This window comes from Bacillus sp. FSL M7-1345, assembly GCF_038006985.1.
Lineage (GTDB): Bacteria > Bacillota > Bacilli > Bacillales > Bacillaceae_G > Bacillus_A > Bacillus_A cereus_U.
In genome coordinates, this window is the sequence record NZ_JBBOWG010000001.1 from 1,195,937 (window position 1) to 1,210,272 (window position 14,336).

The window sequence follows — 14,336 nt, forward strand, 5'->3', positions numbered from 1 at the left end:
AGTGGGGACGATTTTAGACAAAATTGTAGAGCAGAAGAAAGTAGAAGTTGCGGAGTTATATGAAACATATTCACCAGTGAAAGAAAAAAGGAAAACACACTCACTTGTAAAAGCTTTAGAGCAGTTTACTGTAATCGCCGAGGTAAAGCGAGCGTCTCCATCAAAAGGCGATATTAATTTACACGTTGATGTACCAAAACAAGTTAAAACATATGAAGAATGCGGCGCTGGAGCGGTTTCTGTTTTAACAGACGGTCAATTTTTTAAAGGATCGTTTCACGACTTACAAACTGCAAGAGCAGAAAGTAACATTCCGCTTTTATGTAAAGATTTTATAATTGATAAGATTCAAATTGATAGAGCTTATGAAGCTGGTGCAGATCTTATTTTATTAATCGTTGCAGCATTGTCAAAAGAGAAATTAAAAGAGCTTTATAACTACGTACTAGAAATGGGATTAGAAGCGATAGTTGAAGTTCATGATGAACAGGAATTAGAAATTGCAACCCGATTAAATCCGCACGTTATCGGAATTAATAACCGTAATTTAAAAACGTTTGAAGTAGATTTAAGCCAAACTGAAAAACTCGGAAAACGACTGAATGAGGAAAATCTGCTTTGGATTAGTGAAAGTGGTATTCATTCAAAAGAAGATATTATTCGCGTCAAACGAGCTGGTGCAAAAGGTGTATTAGTTGGTGAAGCACTTATGACAACGTCTTCTATTAGTAGCTTTTTCGATGAATGCAAGGTGAAAATATGAAAGTGAAGATTTGCGGTATTACTGATGTTGAAACAGCGAAAAGAGCTTGCGAATACGGAGCAGATGCAATCGGATTCGTTTTTGCAGAAAGTAAACGCCAAATCACTCCAGGGCAAGCGAAAGAAATTATTGGGGAAATTCCAGCACACGTTTTCAAGGTCGGTGTTTTCGTAAATGAATCGGTAGAAGTGATCCAGAAAATTGCAGAGGAGTGCGGGTTAACGCATGTGCAACTACATGGGGATGAAGACAACCATCAAATCAGGAGATTGAATATTCCGTCTATAAAAGCGTTAGGAGTAGCTTTAGAGAAAGATATTGAACATGCGAAAAAATACGAAACAGATTATCTGTTATTTGATAGCCCGAAAGAAAAGTTTTACGGAGGAAATGGAAGGACATTCTCATGGGAATTACTTGAGCATATGCCAAACGAGTTGCGAGAGAAAACGATATTAGCTGGCGGATTAAACGTCATTAATATAGAAGAAGCCATTCAAACCGTTCAGCCATATATGGTCGATGTGAGTAGCGGGGTAGAGACAGAAGGAAAGAAAGATTTGGAGAAAATAAAACAATTTATTAAAAAAGCGAAGGAGTGTTCCAAATGAACTATGCATATCCAGATGAAAAAGGTCATTACGGTATATACGGAGGACGATACGTTCCAGAAACGTTAATGCAATCCGTACTAGAGCTAGAAGAAGCGTATAAAGAAGCGATGCAAGACGAAGCGTTTCAAAAGGAATTAAATCATTATTTACAAACGTATGTTGGAAGAGAAACACCGCTTTATTTCGCTGAAAATATGACGAAGTATTGCGGCGGAGCAAAGATTTATTTAAAGCGTGAAGATTTGAACCATACGGGAGCTCATAAAATTAACAATACAATCGGTCAGGCACTTCTTGCGGTAAGAATGGGTAAGAAGAAAGTTGTCGCTGAAACAGGAGCAGGACAACACGGAGTTGCAACAGCTACTGTATGTGCCCTTCTCGGTTTAGAATGCGTCATCTTTATGGGAGAAGAAGATGTGAGACGACAAAAATTAAACGTGTTCCGAATGGAATTACTCGGAGCAAAAGTAGAAAGCGTAGCGGCAGGTAGCGGCACGTTAAAAGATGCGGTGAACGAGGCGCTTCGTTACTGGGTTTCACATGTACACGATACGCACTACATTATGGGATCAGTTCTCGGACCACATCCATTTCCGCAAATTGTTCGTGATTTCCAAAGTGTAATTGGGAAAGAAACGAAAAAGCAATACGAAGCGTTAGAAGGAAAATTACCAGAAGCAGTCGTTGCTTGTATTGGTGGTGGTAGTAATGCAATGGGAATGTTTTATCCGTTCGTACACGATGAAGAAGTTGCCCTTTACGGCGTAGAAGCAGCTGGAAAAGGTGTTCATACAGAAAAGCACGCGGCGACTTTAACGAAAGGAAGCGTCGGTGTTTTACACGGATCGATGATGTATCTTCTGCAAAATGAAGAAGGACAAATTCAAGAAGCACACTCTATTTCAGCTGGACTAGATTATCCAGGTGTTGGGCCGGAACATAGTTTACTAAAAGATATTGGACGCGTTTCTTATCATTCAATCACAGATGACGAAGCGTTAGACGCGTTTCAATTATTAACGAAAAAAGAAGGGATTATCCCGGCATTAGAAAGCTCACATGCTGTCGCATACGCTTTAAAATTAGCGCCGAAAATGAAGAAAGACGAAGGTCTTGTCATTTGCTTATCTGGCCGCGGTGATAAAGATGTAGAGAGTATAAAACGTTATATGGGAGAGGTGTAAAAAATGGGAGTAGAAAAAATTAAAGCAGCGTTTGAAAATGGCAAGAAAGCATTTATTCCGTACGTAATGGGCGGAGATGGTGGACTTGAAAAGTTAAAAGAAAGAATCCGTTTTCTAGATGAAGCAGGAGCAAGCATCGTTGAAATCGGTATTCCGTTTTCAGATCCAGTCGCAGACGGTCCAACTATTCAAAGAGCAGGAAAACGTGCGCTAGATAGCGGTGTAACATTAAAAGGGATTTTTCATGCATTAGCAGAAGTGAGGCAAGAAGTTCAAATTCCATTTGTACTCATGACATATTTAAATCCAGTACTAGCATTCGGAAAAGAACGTTTCATCGAGAGCTGTCTTGAAGCAGGTGTGGATGGCATTATCGTCCCAGACTTACCGTATGAAGAACAACATATTATTGCGCCGCTTCTACGTGAGGCGAAAATAGCTTTAATTCCACTCGTAACTGTAACAAGCCCAATTGAACGAATCAAGAAAATTACGAGTGAATCACAAGGATTCGTTTACGCCGTTACAGTAGCGGGCGTAACAGGAGTACGTCAAAACTTTAAAAACGAAATTCATAGTTACTTAGAAAAAGTAAAATCACACGTTCACTTACCAGTTGTTGCAGGATTCGGTATTTCAACACGAGAGCAAATAGAAGAAATGATTACAATATGTGACGGTGTTGTCGTTGGAAGTAAAGTCATTGAGCTATTAGAAAATGAAAAGCACGAAGAAATATGTGAGTTAATACATGCAGTAAAAGAAACAGAAGAGGCATAAGTCTCTTCTGTTTCTTTTATGTGAAAAGTGTTAAAATATACAGAAAACACTTATAATTTAGAGGTGAGAAGGCATGCTAAGACGGAAACTATTATATCTTCTTTTAACCGTACCACTATACGCTTGGCTCATTAGCATGACGAAAATAGAATTACTAGCTCTGTTTCTAGGGTACTTATTCATCTTCTCTAACCTAAATCGGATTCAAGAGCAATCTATTTTCGAAGTATGTATATTTTCGGTTAGTATAGAATTATTTAGTATCGTTTCGATTGTATTATTAAATGAATTATTCCAATGGATCCATTCATTTGAATTAATAAAACTTGGGAATATTGTATTGCAAGTAATATGTGCTTATATTGTGTTTGTTGTGTTAGACAAAATAATCGGACAGCAGACGGTTTTTCAGGATAAAAGAAAATGGGATTGATCCAAAAAAAGAGCTGTTTGGCTCTTTTTTTAATCTGTTTTAAAAATAATTGAAAATCGTGTTATCTGTTATATAATAGTTAAAAATTGTATTTTTAACGAAATGAGATGATAACATGGCCATATTGTTGGCACTTATCCCAATTATGATGATTTTCATTTGTTTATTTTTATTTAAACAAACGTCATTAAGATCCTCATTAATTTCTTATGCCGTTTCTGTTGGAATTGTTTTACTCTCGCCAACATTTCGGTTAGGGATAAGTGAAACTGTACATGCAACGATTAAAGGTTGGTTAATTTGTTTTATTGTTGGATACGTTTTGTTTTTCGGTATTTTTTTATTTCACCTCATGAACAAAATGGGATACATCGATCAAGTAGCGAGATTTCTAGAACAAGTCACGCGCGATCGATTATTACAAATGCTTCTTATGTGTTTTGGAATTTGTCCACTTATTGAATCAGTAAGTGGGTTCGGAATTGGTTTTATGGTCGCAGCACCTATTTTTCTTTCTCTCGGTTACAAACCTTTTCAAGCTGTACTACTTTCGTTTATCGGTTTACTTGCAAGTTCATGGGGCGCGATGGCAACGGGTACGATTATCGGTTCTCAGCTTATTAACATGCCACTCACGACTCTTGGCACAAATACAGCATTATTAAGCATCCCGATTTTCGCATACTTTATCATCCTTTCTTTATACGTTGTCGGTGGCTTTCAGGCAGTTATAGAAAAGTGGAAGGAAGGGATAGGATTCTTTCTATTATTTTCTCTTGGAATCTATCTTTCTAACGCATACGTAAGTGTTGAACTAGCAGGGATATTAAGTTCTATCGTTACCATTACATTTGGTTTTTTAATTATTAAATTAAAAGGAAAAGATGAGCAAAACCTTTTAACAGAACATGCGGCGGCTACGGAGAGAGAAGTATCCATTATAAAAATTATTAGCCCTTATATTTTTTTAACGGTTTGTATTTTACTTTCTCGCCTCGTTCCAGCATTACATGATCTGCTCAGGTCATATGCAGTTCTCGATTTAAAATCATATTCTTACAAACTAGAGCTACTATATTCGCCAGGGTTTTGGCTCGCCATGACTTGTTTATTTACAATCATTTTCTTCCGTATTCCATCTAATATTATTAAACAATCACTCTCGCAAACGATAAAACAATGGATTCCATTCGCAATTACAACGACAATGTTTATTGCGATTTCAGAGCTAATGGGGGCATCTGGTATGCATTCATTGCTCGCAAAGACAGCTGGTGAAACATTTGGCACCTTTTTCGTTTTCGTTGCTCCATTCATTGGCGGAATTGGCGGCTTTTTAACAGGTAGTAATGCAGGATCAAATGCGATGTTTATTAAACTCCAAATGCAAACAGCACAAAACGTAGCACTTCCGTGGCAATACGTCACAACACTTCAAAACACCGCATCATCAGTAGCGACAATTGCTTGCCCATCACGGATTACACTTGGTGCTTATTTATGTAATATTCCGTATCGTGAAAACGAACTACTAAAGAAGACGACGTTAATGATTTTTGGTGCGGTGTTACTTGTAGTGGTAGAGGTGATTTTTTGGTATATGTTGATAAAGTGAAACTTTAATTAGTGGGGAGTGTTTTTCATCCCCACTAATTATTAGCTTCACCAATCGGGCTTTTATGGGCAGTTAGGCTCCAGTTAGATTTTTTGGTGGGAGTCTTACTGCCCGTTAATGCGGGGAAAAATAAAAAATCCTCCTGGCAAAGGAGGATTTTCTTTTTATATGGATAATGCCTTAAGTATGAACAGCTTCTACTAAATGAATAGGAGATGAAAGGTATGCCCTTAAAAAACTACGGTGTATTAAAAGGTACAGTTATACAATCTAAGATTGGAAAAGGCAAAACACCTCATTATCAAGTTCATTTACAAGATGAAGCAGGAGTAGATTATCGCATTGCAATTAACGTGAAATCGCAAAGCTATCCGTCGGAAGTTTTATATTTTGCGAGTAACAATATTCGGTCAGAGGCGATTCATATTTTACCGACATTACCGTTTGGGTTTACAGAAGTGAAAAATAACGATCCGAAAGTGGCTTTAGATTATGTAAGAGGTAATTTATTTGATTCGAAGCAAATGATTCCTTTACCTGCTGAAAAAGCAGGAGTTGATAATGATTTAAATGAAATGATTGAACGTTATATAAAACGAGCAAAAGAGGAAAAAGCGATTATTTATGCGTTTGGCGAAAGATGGGGACCAGAAGAAAATACACCCGATTCTTACTTTCATTTCAAACCTGGAAACGGTATACACGATATTCATATGAATCAAGGGAATGTAGAGAAATGGAAAGGTGATGATGGCAAATGGCAAGACGGTGGGATATTGATTCACTTTGAGAAGAAGGAAGAGTGGATTGGTATTTTTCTTGCCTTTCAGTCACAGTCATGGTGTACCGATGAAGAAGGGCATGCTCGTGTGCCGGTTGAGCGTTGTGATTATAAGAGAAATAACTGATGAGAAGAGCTAGTTCAAAATGGACTAGCTCTTCTCATTGTATACAAGATATATAGTGATGAAATTATGTTTGTAATATTAAAAAATGGTGATAGGGTTATTGATTTTTATTCGTATTAGAAAGTAGGTACCCAATTAGCAGGACAAGGAGGTCTACCTTTGAAGATAACGGAAGAAAATGTTGTGCAACAAATTAAAAAGCGTAATGAGAAAAGCGTTACGTTTATTATTCAAACATACGGCGGTTTACTAAGCGTGATTATTAAAAGATATGTACAGAGTAATCAGCAAGATTATGAAGAATGCTTAGATGATGTATTATTAGCCATTTGGTTTCATATCGATTCATTTGATTCAAGTAAAAATACGTTTAAACAATGGATAGCAGCCATTGCTAAATATCGAGCAATTGATTATCAGCGGAAAAATGCGAGAAATCAGCAACAAACTGTCTGTACAGAGATTAATGATCGTCTGTATCAAGAACAAAGAAAACAAAATGACTTCTTAGACGTACAGGAATTGCTTAGTGAGTTGTCAGCAACAGAGCGTAACATTTTTGAAAAGTATTATTTAGAAGGTGTACCGTCTCGTGAAATTGCATCCCACCTTAATGTGAAAGAGTCATGGATTCATAACAAACTGTCACGCGGACGAAAAAAGCTCAAACAGATTTTTATTTTTAAAAATGGAGTGTGAGGGCATGTCTATTTATAAAGAGTTAAATGATATTCAGTTGGACATCACAGAGTTTGAGGAGACTCCCTTAACCAAAATAGAGGAAAAGCAGTGGGAAAAACGTGTGAAAAATAAGCTACGCAAAAATAAAAAAACAAAAAAATGGTTCGGAGTCGCAGCAGCTTGCATGTTAATTGTCAGTATTACAGTGCCACTTGGACAAACATCTTTAGCAAATATGCCATTTATTGCGGGATTGATTGAAAAATATATTGATAAACAGCAACCACTTGACTATTCTCCCTATAAAACGGCTATTGGGAAAACTGCTGAAAATAAATACGGTAAACTGACGTTAAATGAGGTATTAGTGGATGACAATAAATTATTCATCAGTTCAACATTTGAGCCAGCGAAGGGTGTGAAATTTGATTATCAAACATATTTAATTCCACAGGTACGAATAAATGGGCGTGACTTTTCTAATACAAAGGATGCACAATCAATTGCAGTAAATGATTCTATGTTTACAATTTACGGTGGTATCGAGTTAAGTGAAATGCCACAAACTGATGCACTTCAAATCGAAATTACTTATGATACATTCAACAGGGATACTGTAATTGAGCAACCATGGATATTTGCTATTGAAGTATCACAAGCTCAGTTGATGAAAGAGAAGCGGACGTTTGATTTAAATGAAACAATTGCTTTATACGATGGCAATAAAGTAACTGTTAACAAAGTAGTTTCTACGCCGATTTCCACAACGATTTATTATGATGTGACACAAAGTACAAATGAAGATATTTATTTTAAAATCGAATCAGAATCTGGGGAAGCACATACATTTAAAGAGGTGGTTATATCGAATGAAGATGGCGGTATTTCTTTTAGTAGATTTGATGGAATAAATGTAGCGGTGGGAAAATATTCACTTGTACCGTATTCGGGGAAAGAAAACAAAAAAATTGGACCACCTATTCCGATTCAATAACTTATTAAAGCTGATAAATAATTATTTAAGGAGAGAAGAGGACGTTCACAACGAACGTCCTCCTCTCATTTTATAAAACCCAAAACTCACAAGTGTAGAAATACAAGAGAAAAGTAGCGCCACACTAGAAAATGCAATGAGATACATATTATATTTCATCATTTTGCCGATGAGTTGGTTACTGTCGTACTGAAAAAGTCCTGCAATTATATTGAATAAAAATAACATGATAAACATTACGATGACGCCGTCTATTGATCCTTTAATGTCTGGTTTACTTAAAGCAATATGTGCGGAAATACAAATAGCTATAAATAAAAATAACCAAAAAGAAGGGGTTAATAAATTGCTCATTGTAAACAAGCTCTTTAATAAAAAGAATGTTGATAAAAACATGTTTTGGATCATGTCTAAGTTAATAGAAGTCGCTGCAATTGTTGTTTCAAGAGTCGTATTAAATAAAGAATATGACTCTGGTACGAAATAGCGCATTAAAAGTATTAAGGCAGTAATACCAGAAATAATAGGGCCGATGCCGATAAAGAAATTACCGATTCGTTGATATATGCTTTTTTGATTGTATTGATGTTGTACGTAACCTAAAGCTCCCTGACTTGTATCTGTTGGGAAGAACTGCGTTGCTACAATTTTATGACGAAATAATAGACACATAATTGCATGTCCAAGTTCATGAATAGGGACACCAATCCATGCAGTCAAAAGAAAGCCTTTCCTTCCGAAAGCTCTCGACCAATACGTTCGTGTGAGAGATTCTAAATAACCTAATATAAATCCAATTACAATGATGACACCAATTAAAGAAAATAATTGGATCACGCTTGTAAGGAGTGTTTGAAAAATCGAGTTTACAAATTCCACTGTCTTCATCCAATCTGTTAAAAATGTTAGTTGCTCTGTTTCATAATAACATTATTTTTCTATATTACTAGCACGCATAGTTTCGTTTAAAAGAAGGATTTCATATTCTTTTTCTTGTAGTCATGTTTTATGTACAAAGTCATATATTGAATTTGTAACACCCTATAAGGTATATGCTTAAGGAGGGATGAGAGAATGAAATGTACGGCGTGTCAAACAGAAAATGCAGCGGAAGCAAAGTTTTGCGGGAATTGTGGACATTCGTTATCGGAAGAAGTAGTAGTAAGTGGTGTGCAGGAAGAAGGGCAACTATCGAGCGCGGCACAAGTAAAGGAAACTCGCCCAAATGAAACAGTAGAGCAAGCGAAACAATTTGCAAGTGGCTATTTTCAGTTCTTTAAAAATGCTTTTAAATCACCATCGGCCATTATGGAAAGTGGAAATATTGAAGTGCGAAATGGAATTGTAAGTCTTGTGCTTATTTGCTTTTTAGGAGCATGTATTTTTTATAGAATGATGAGCACAGCGGCGACTGTTACGAGGACATTAGTGCCAGATGTATCTACTCCTACTTTCTTTGGAGAATCTGTAATGGTCTTTTTCTTTTTATTAATTTTAACTTTATTTGTCGGATTTATTATTTTTGTAAGTGGTAAGATGATGAAATCATCTTTTTCTTTTCTTGAAGCATTCGGCATATGGGGGACGATAGCGACGCCAGCTATTGCTATACTAGTTCTTTCTTTTCTTTTTAGTTTCTTATTAATCTTTTTCTTACCAATATTACTATGGATAGCTACAACGTATATGGTAATTAGTATAATTGTAGCTATATTAAAACTAGACAACGGCGGATTAGATCCTGTTTACACACTTATTATCGCAAATTTTTTAATCGGAATTGCAACGTTTATTGTGTTTTGGTCTTACATTAACACGATAATTCAAACCTTTACTGGGGGATTAACTGGCTTCTAACGAAAAGGTGGTTGAACGGATGAATGTATGCACAAAGTGCGGGACTCATTTTGAAGACGGTGTGCAATTTTGTCAAAATTGCGGGACGAAGAGGGGGAACCCTGTAGTAAAGAAGAAAATGAGTGGCGGTACAAAAGTCGGCATTACACTTTTAGCACTACTTGTTATAGCTATTATTGGATTGTATTTGTATGGATCATCGTATTATAAGCAGGCGGCACAAGTAGACCGGATGATTACTGTTTTACAAGAGAAGGACGGGGAGAAATTAGCCGAGATCATCAGGGCAGATGATCCAGCCGTTATTGTAACGAGAGAGAGTTTAACGCCTCTATTTTCATATATAAAAGAAAATCCATCTTACGTGAATGAATTGAAAGAATATTTGAGGCAAGGTGAAAAACAAGGGGACGGAATTGAAAGAGCAGATTTTTCTTTAACGAAAGACGGGAAGTATTTCTTTATATTTGATCGGTATATATTGAAAGCGAAGACGTATTATACGACTCTGCTTACAAATGAAAAAGGCACATTTTTAAAAATGAACGGGAAAGAAATTGATAAGACAAATGACAAAAAGTTTGAGAAGCAATATGGACCGTTTCTTCCAGGAACTCAAGTATTTCAAGCGGAATATAAAAATGACTATGTAAAACTATCACGTGAGGAAAAGGTTGTACTTATGAAACAAAGTCAAAATAATGTAACGATAGATTTAACACTGCAAGGGCAATATATTACAGTTCAAACGAATGCGCCTGGTGCAACATTGTACGTGAATCAAAAGCCAGTTACTGCGTTGACCGGAGAAGGAATTATGTGGGGACCGGTAGCGACTGATGGAAGTGCGGCGATTTATTTAGAACGAAATGGAGAAAACGGAAGGGAAACGACCAAGGTAGAAACGGTAACGGCACTGTCGGCTTATAATCTTCCATTTCAAAAGAAAAGTGTAGAAAAAACAGTTGTTTACAATGTTACTCCGCCGCCTACTACTCATTATGTATATAATGGTTTCATCTTCCCTGATAGTGATATTCGAAAATTAACGAGTGCGGATTTAACATATTTATCGAAAGAACAGTTGAAAATTGCTAGAAATGAAATATACGCAAGACATGGACATATTTTTCAAATGAAAGATATGCAAGCGTACTTTTCAAAACAGTCTTGGTATAGAGAAAATCCGTATTTTACGGGAACGTTAACGAGTGTGGAATCTTATAATGTTGAACTGATTAAATCAAGAGAATAGAGTGCATGAAAAAGGTACAGTGTATATTACTGTACCTTTTCTATGGTTGTTTAGCTGGACCGGGATCCCTTGAGAAAAAGATGTGAAAGAGGAATGTGACTTTACTTGCTCCTCCTGATGTACTAGCTTGCACATCAGATAATGCACTAGATGTTAAAACACCTTCAGAACGAGGCGGTACGACTATTTTGAGGGCATCATCTGATTCTGATGATGCAGTAACTGTTATTGTATCATCAGATAAGTTCAAAATTTTAACAGTACCGATTGGTAAGATGGACTTGCCAGCGTGTGATGCTGAAGCGAAGCGAGAGCCTTTCCAAATAGTTTGTGCGAAAGTCTCATCATTAGATAACCAAGCGCGAGCACTATAAAGTGTTGCGTTAATGGAAAATTCTTGGTCAAGTGGCATGGCGGCTTTCGGTTCTTGCGGTTCCTCTGGAAGCTGGGCGAGAAGGCCTGCGCACATGTATATTTCACCTACTTTCAATTATAACTGTTATAGCATATTAAACATCTTGTTTATAAGACACGACGGATACCTAGTAACACATAGTCTTGTGTACCAAATTTGTAGATTAAATTCTCTTTCTTTACAATGGAAGTAGGTGTTATTTCTATAAAATATGGAAATCGTAAAGAGTATGTAAAAAAGAAGGAGTGGTAAAGTGAACTATGTCATTATTGGCGGAGATGCAGCAGGTATGAGTGCAGCAATGCAAATTGTTAGAAACGATGAAACTGCAAATGTTGTAACGTTAGAAAAAGGTGAAATCTATTCATACGCTCAGTGCGGATTACCGTATGTGATTAGTGGTGTTATCGCCTCTACTGAAAAGTTAATTGCACGCGATGTAAAAACGTTTCGTGATAAATATGGAATTGATGCGAAAGTGCGTCATGAAGTAACGAAAGTAGACACAGAAAAGAAAATTGTATATGCAGTACATACGAAGACGAAAGATGTATTTGAATTTTCATATGACCGTTTATTAATTGCGACTGGCGTACGCCCTGTTATGCCGGATTGGGAAGGTAAAGATTTACAAGGTGTTCATCTTTTAAAAACAATTCCGGATGCTGAGCGTATAGTAGACACATTACAAACAAATAGCGTTGAGCACGTAACGATTATTGGCGGTGGTGCGATTGGTCTAGAGATGGCAGAAACATTCGTCGAACTTGGTAAGAAAGTAAGAATGATTGAGCGAAACGATCATATTGGCACAATTTATGATGCTGATATGGCGGAATATATACATAAAGAAGCAGACAAACATAATATTGAAATTTTAACAAATGAGAATGTAAAAGCGTTTAAAGGAAAAGAAAGAGTCGAACAAATTGAAACAGATAAAGGTACGTATAAAACAGATCTCGTTTTAGTATCTGTCGGTGTACAGTCAAATACTGATTTTCTTGAAGGGACAAATATACGTAAAAATCCTAAAGGTGCAATTGAAGTAAATGCTTATATGCAAACGAATGTACAAGACGTATATGCAGCAGGGGATTGTGCAACGCATTACCATGTAATAAAGGAAATGCATGACCATATCCCGCTTGGAACGACTGCGAATAAACAAGGGCGACTTGCCGGACTCAATATGGTTGATAAACGAAGAGCATTTAAAGGTACGTTAGGTACAGGCATTATTAAATTTATGAATCTGACGCTCGCAAGAACAGGCTTAAATGAAAAAGAAGCGAAAGGGCTAAACATCCCGTATAAGACGGTCAAAGTAGATTCAACAAATATGGCGGGCTATTATCCAAGTGCTTCGCCACTTCACTTGAAATTACTATATCACGCCGATACGAAACAATTATTAGGCGGACAAGTAATTGGAGAAGAAGGTGTAGATAAACGTATTGATGTTATCGCAATGGCACTTTTCAATAAAATGAGCATTCACGATTTAGAAGATGTTGATTTAAGTTACGCACCACCATATAACAGCGTTTGGGATCCAATTCAACAAGCAGCAAGGCGAGCGGAATAGCACTTTTTAAGTGCTATTTTTTTCGTTAAAGGGGAATAAATAAAGTTTCACTTTATTTCGAATATACCGTTCACCCTTGAAAACATAGTACGTATCGCTTATATTGTCATATAGTATTTATTTTTTAATAAAGCAATGAACGAACCAGGGGGCACAGTATGGCAATTAACATGAATACAATCGAAGAATGGATTGCTGAATCAAATACAAGAAACGAAGAAGACTTAGGAAACGTTGTTGAAGAGATGAAAGAAGTCTGTGTCGGACTTGATAACGCGACATTAATTTATACGAAAAATGTATTTTGTTTCGGTAAGAAAGTAGAAGTATTGTTCTTCTTTCAAGATCACGTCGTTATCGGAGAAGAGAAGGAAGAGTATATTGAGATTGGAAAATTAAAGTATGATGATATTACAAATAGTAACTTAAAAACAAATGATAAAAATACAACGTTAGAATTAAAGTTTGCTAACGGACAATCTATCAGTTTAGATAGTCTGAATGATAACTACGGCACGAAAAATTGGTTATTTGCAAGACAAATTAAGAGTATTTTTAAATTAATCTAGTAAAAAGCAGACCCCTAATGGTCTGCTTTTTTACTTATTTCCTATTACGCAAAGGCACCCTCTTTCTTCGTAACATTTCACGCTTGTAAATCCCGTCTTATAAAAAAGGTTTACTAATTCTTCGGTCGTCTTAAATTTATCCATATGATATTGAATTTTGAAAGTTTCAGCGACTAGTAAAAAGGATCCGTTCGGTTTTAAGACGCGAAATACTTCTTTCATATCATTCTCAACATCAGGCCAAAAGTAATGAGTTTGAAAGGCAGTAATGAGATCGAAGAAGTTTGTAGTGTATGGAATCGAGGACACGCTTGCCTGATGAATGATTATTTTTTCTGTTTTTACATCCTTCATATTGGTTTTCTTTGAGTTTTCAACAGCTTGTTCTGAATAGTCAATGCCGTATATTTTTCCGTGGGGAGTTAGTCTTGAAAGGCTATGTATTGTTTTCCCACCTCCGCAACCGATATCTAAAATAACTGCATCTTCACGTATATGTATTTTTTGTAAAGCCCAATTTGTTAGTCTCGTATGCGCAGCATTCATAATGCAAAGCATAGAGGAACCAATTGTCCCGCGAGGATTTTTCGCTTGCTCGATTAATTGTTGTAAAATACTCAATTCAAACTCTCCTTTTATATAAGAATATGTATTTATTTCGCTTTTAATAATTTAAC

Annotated in this window: 16 protein-coding genes; 13 read left to right on the forward strand and 3 right to left on the reverse strand. The window is 36.4% G+C overall.

The features are described from left to right. Position 1 precedes the first annotated feature (1 nt). The 9 genes from trpC (at position 2) to MHB76_RS06250 (ending at position 7,975) form a co-directional block, all read left to right on the forward strand. On the forward strand, positions 2-763 hold the full coding sequence (trpC, locus tag MHB76_RS06210; RefSeq protein ID WP_078173301.1) for an indole-3-glycerol phosphate synthase TrpC: 762 nt from the start codon (positions 2-4) through the stop codon (positions 761-763). Then, complete coding sequence (locus tag MHB76_RS06215; protein WP_078173300.1) at positions 760-1,374, forward strand: phosphoribosylanthranilate isomerase; 615 nt, start codon at positions 760-762, stop codon at positions 1,372-1,374. The genes trpC and MHB76_RS06215 overlap by 4 nt, the downstream gene beginning before the upstream one ends. After that, positions 1,371-2,564 (forward strand): tryptophan synthase subunit beta, encoded by a 1,194-nt coding sequence (gene trpB / locus MHB76_RS06220; protein ID WP_002158844.1) that lies wholly within the window; start codon positions 1,371-1,373, stop codon positions 2,562-2,564. Before MHB76_RS06215 ends, trpB begins: the two co-directional genes overlap by 4 nt. A 3-nt stretch (positions 2,565-2,567) precedes the next feature. Beyond that, positions 2,568-3,344, forward strand: a complete 777-nt coding sequence (gene trpA, locus MHB76_RS06225; RefSeq protein ID WP_078173298.1) for a tryptophan synthase subunit alpha — start codon at positions 2,568-2,570, stop codon at positions 3,342-3,344. Positions 3,345-3,417: 73 nt separating this feature from the next. Beyond that, positions 3,418-3,777, forward strand: a complete 360-nt coding sequence (locus MHB76_RS06230) for a DUF4029 domain-containing protein (protein ID WP_078173297.1) — start codon at positions 3,418-3,420, stop codon at positions 3,775-3,777. A gap of 115 nt (positions 3,778-3,892) precedes the next feature. Beyond that, entirely contained in the window at positions 3,893-5,392 is a 1,500-nt protein-coding gene (locus tag MHB76_RS06235) for an L-lactate permease (RefSeq protein ID WP_002158841.1), read from the forward strand. A 224-nt stretch (positions 5,393-5,616) separates the two neighbouring features. After that, entirely contained in the window at positions 5,617-6,300 is a 684-nt protein-coding gene (locus tag MHB76_RS06240) for a DUF2278 family protein (RefSeq protein WP_078173296.1), read from the forward strand. 159 nt (positions 6,301-6,459) lie between these two features. Further along, positions 6,460-6,999, forward strand: a complete 540-nt coding sequence (locus MHB76_RS06245) for a sigma-70 family RNA polymerase sigma factor (RefSeq protein WP_002202739.1) — start codon at positions 6,460-6,462, stop codon at positions 6,997-6,999. Between the two features lie 4 nt (positions 7,000-7,003). After that, on the forward strand, positions 7,004-7,975 hold the full coding sequence (locus MHB76_RS06250; protein WP_078173295.1) for a DUF4179 domain-containing protein: 972 nt from the start codon (positions 7,004-7,006) through the stop codon (positions 7,973-7,975). 45 nt (positions 7,976-8,020) lie between these two features. Here MHB76_RS06250 and MHB76_RS06255 read toward each other — a convergent pair whose 3' ends face one another. After that, positions 8,021-8,854, reverse strand: a complete 834-nt coding sequence (locus MHB76_RS06255) for a hypothetical protein (RefSeq protein ID WP_078173294.1) — start codon at positions 8,852-8,854, stop codon at positions 8,021-8,023. A 195-nt stretch (positions 8,855-9,049) separates the two neighbouring features. Between MHB76_RS06255 and MHB76_RS06260 the strand changes: the two genes are divergently transcribed. Both MHB76_RS06260 and MHB76_RS06265 read left to right on the forward strand, forming a co-directional pair. Continuing rightward, on the forward strand, positions 9,050-9,832 hold the full coding sequence (locus MHB76_RS06260) for a zinc ribbon domain-containing protein (RefSeq protein ID WP_078173293.1): 783 nt from the start codon (positions 9,050-9,052) through the stop codon (positions 9,830-9,832). A 19-nt stretch (positions 9,833-9,851) separates the two neighbouring features. Continuing rightward, the gene (locus tag MHB76_RS06265) at positions 9,852-11,087 is read left to right on the forward strand and encodes a TcaA 3rd/4th domain-containing protein (RefSeq protein ID WP_078173292.1); all 1,236 of its coding nucleotides are present in this window, start codon (positions 9,852-9,854) and stop codon (positions 11,085-11,087) included. Positions 11,088-11,127: 40 nt separating this feature from the next. Here the strand turns inward: MHB76_RS06265 and MHB76_RS06270 are convergent, their stop codons facing one another. Then, positions 11,128-11,556, reverse strand: coding sequence for a hypothetical protein (locus MHB76_RS06270; RefSeq protein WP_078173291.1), 429 nt, complete (start codon positions 11,554-11,556; stop codon positions 11,128-11,130). A 199-nt stretch (positions 11,557-11,755) separates the two neighbouring features. On the opposite strand from MHB76_RS06270, the gene MHB76_RS06275 reads away from it, so the two are divergent. After that, entirely contained in the window at positions 11,756-13,090 is a 1,335-nt protein-coding gene (locus MHB76_RS06275; RefSeq protein WP_016104210.1) for an FAD-dependent oxidoreductase, read from the forward strand. 158 nt (positions 13,091-13,248) lie between these two features. Further along, positions 13,249-13,659 carry a DUF3908 family protein gene (locus MHB76_RS06280; protein ID WP_078173290.1) on the forward strand — a complete coding sequence of 137 codons (411 nt, stop codon included), beginning with the start codon at positions 13,249-13,251 and terminating at the stop codon, positions 13,657-13,659. 30 nt (positions 13,660-13,689) lie between these two features. Here the strand turns inward: MHB76_RS06280 and MHB76_RS06285 are convergent, their stop codons facing one another. After that, positions 13,690-14,280, reverse strand: a complete 591-nt coding sequence (locus MHB76_RS06285; RefSeq protein ID WP_002158829.1) for a class I SAM-dependent methyltransferase — start codon at positions 14,278-14,280, stop codon at positions 13,690-13,692. Positions 14,281-14,336: the final 56 nt, after the last annotated feature.